1 protein-coding gene, 1 tRNA gene and 2 rRNA genes (2 of these 4 only partly in view) are annotated in these 2,500 nt (G+C 57.0%); 1 reads left to right on the top strand and 3 read right to left on the bottom strand.

Going from position 1 to position 2,500, the window contains the following annotated elements; translation table 11 throughout:
- Positions 1–96, top strand: partial view of a hypothetical protein gene (locus ACYG9R_RS15115; RefSeq protein ID WP_023699417.1) — the end only. It extends 153 nt beyond the left edge of the window; the window shows 96 of its 249 coding nt (coding positions 154–249); its start codon lies beyond the left edge, outside the window; the stop codon is at positions 94–96.
- Positions 97–723: 627 nt separating this feature from the next.
- Here ACYG9R_RS15115 and ACYG9R_RS15110 read toward each other — a convergent pair.
- From ACYG9R_RS15110 to ACYG9R_RS15100, 3 genes are all read right to left on the bottom strand, one after another.
- Positions 724–800, bottom strand: a tRNA-Met gene (locus ACYG9R_RS15110).
- Between the two features lie 320 nt (positions 801–1,120).
- A 5S ribosomal RNA gene (gene rrf, locus ACYG9R_RS15105) occupies positions 1,121–1,235 on the bottom strand.
- A 202-nt stretch (positions 1,236–1,437) separates the two neighbouring features.
- Positions 1,438–2,500: ribosomal RNA gene (locus ACYG9R_RS15100) — 23S ribosomal RNA — on the bottom strand; it runs 1,739 nt beyond the window's last position.

The raw sequence follows: 2,500 nt of genomic DNA, 5'->3' as shown, positions 1-2,500 counted from the left end.
TACGTCGTCATAGAACTGGCCGAGTTCAGTTCCGCCTTGGGGTGGAAGACAATGCGGTACTCCATTGCCTATTTGGCTTTCGCCTGCTTCGCGTGATGACGCGCCTCGAGTCGCGAAAAAACCGTCTCGACAGGGATGCCCTTAGCCGGATCCTGCCGGAGCTCGGTCAGGCGCGCCGGAACCTCCTCGCGCAGCCATCTCTCCCGCTCCGCCTCGAAATCCTCGAGCATACGTAGGCCGGCGCGAACATCTCAGGCATTGTTGTAGCGGCCTGATTCGAGCTGCTTCCTGATGAAGCTCTCATAGTGGTTCGTTCAGAGCGTAGTCGGGCACGGCAACCTCCTGGAAGATTATGGCGCCGATCAAGCCCGGTAGCAATAATAGCAATGATTGGAAGCGCACGATCACGGTTCGTTTTCCAAGATCTGATGGCGAGAGAATGGTTCGTCGCCTGGTTTTGCAGGGTCCAAAGCGTCCGGTCACCATCGCGCCGGCGCGTGGCGGTTGCCGCGCTGACAGAGCCGGGAGCCAACCGGCTTCGCGTGGGCAAAGGTGCCGAATAACAAAAAGGCCTGCGAGCTGCGGGCGGTTGGGGGTCATGATTTGGCTTTTCTGTCCCACGGCGTCGGCTTCGCCTGCTTCCGACCCCTGGTGCAGGTTAAAATCGCCATAGATCGCGGTCCGAACGCAAAAAGCCCGCGTGAAGCGGGCTGTTTTTGATGTTGGTTGCGGGGACAGGATTTGAACCTGTGACCTTCAGGTTATGAGCCTGACGAGCTACCGGGCTGCTCCACCCCGCGTCACCTCCAGGGCAAGCTCTTGCTTGCTCCGGACTCTCCAGGGCAAGCTCTTGCTTGCTCCGGACTCTCCAGGGCAAGCTCTTGCTTGCTCCGGACTCTCCAGGGCAAGCTCTTGCCTGCTCCGGATCTGAAGCAAGCGTTTGCTTGCTTATCTGGACGTAAGCCTGGGCCTATGAACAGGATGGCTTACACATAGGTATATGGCTGACCAAATGAAAGGGCCGCTTGCGCGGCCCGTGATCCCTTGGCGGGCCTTTTCGTAGAGAGAAGATTTCAGTTTCATCCGGTTTGCGGATGAGAGTTCAACGTGCGTTTTGCAGACCTGGCAGCGACCTACTCTCCCGCGTCTTGAGACGAAGTACCATCAGCGCTGGAGCGTTTCACGGCCGAGTTCGGAATGGGATCGGGTGCAGCCGCTCCGCCATAACCACCAGGTCGGCAAAACGCACGTTATATCGAGAAGCTGTTTTTTCGTGCCAAGGCGACGTTTGTGTTTTGCTTACGGGCGTAAGCCCGCAAGCGCGACTGCGCGTCGCCGGTTTTCCGGCGCCCTCGCGGAGCATAGGCCCTGTAAGGGCCGCTCATGCGTGAGCGCTGGTCAGATCATCGTGTTTCACGATGAGCATAAGGAATGAGAACGATCAAGCCGATCGAACTATTAGTACCGGTAAGCTTCAAGCGTTGCCGCTCTTCCACACCCGGCCTATCAACGTGGTCGTCTTCCACGGTTCTCAGGGAATACTCGTTTTAAGGTGGGTTTCCCGCTTAGATGCCTTCAGCGGTTATCCCGTCCGGATATAGCTACCCTGCTATGCGGCTGGCGCCACAACAGGTCCACCAGAGATCCGTCCATCCCGGTCCTCTCGTACTAGGGACAGATCCTTTCAATATTCCTACACCCACGGCAGATAGGGACCGAACTGTCTCACGACGTTCTGAACCCAACTCACGTACCGCTTTAAATGGCGAACAGCCATACCCTTGGGACCTGCTCCAGCCCCAGGATGCGATGAGTCGACATCGAGGTGCCAAACAACCCCGTCGATATGGACTCTTGGGGGTCATCAGCCTGTTATCCCCGGCGTACCTTTTATCCGTTGAGCGATGGCCCTTCCACGCGGGACCACCGGATCACTATGACCGACTTTCGTCTCTGCTCGACTTGTCAGTCTCGCAGTCAGGCAGGCTTATGCCATTGCACTCAGCGAACGATTTCCGACCGTTCTGAGCCCACCATCGCGCGCCTCCGTTACTCTTTAGGAGGCGACCGCCCCAGTCAAACTACCCACCATACATTGTCCCGGACCCGGATAACGGGCCGCGGTTAGACATCCATAGTAATAAGGGTGGTATTTCAAGGGTGGCTCCACCTGAGCTGGCGCCCAGGTTTCAAAGCCTACCACCTATCCTACACATGCCACTACGAATGCCAATGTAAAGCTATAGTAAAGGTGCACGGGGTCTTTCCGTCTAACCGCAGGAACCCCGCATCTTCACGGGGAATTCAATTTCACTGAGTCTATGCTGGAGACAGCGGGGAAGTCGTTACGCCATTCGTGCAGGTCGGAACTTACCCGACAAGGAATTTCGCTACCTTAGGACCGTTATAGTTACGGCCGCCGTTTACTGGGGCTTCGATTCAGAGCTTGCACCCCTCCTCTTAACCTTCCAGCACCGGGCAGGCGTCAGACCCTATACGT

It is taken from the genome of Mesorhizobium sp. RSR565B (genome assembly GCF_054719465.1).
Note: the sequence above shows the minus strand (reverse complement) of the source record. Positions and strands in the feature narration are given on the sequence as shown.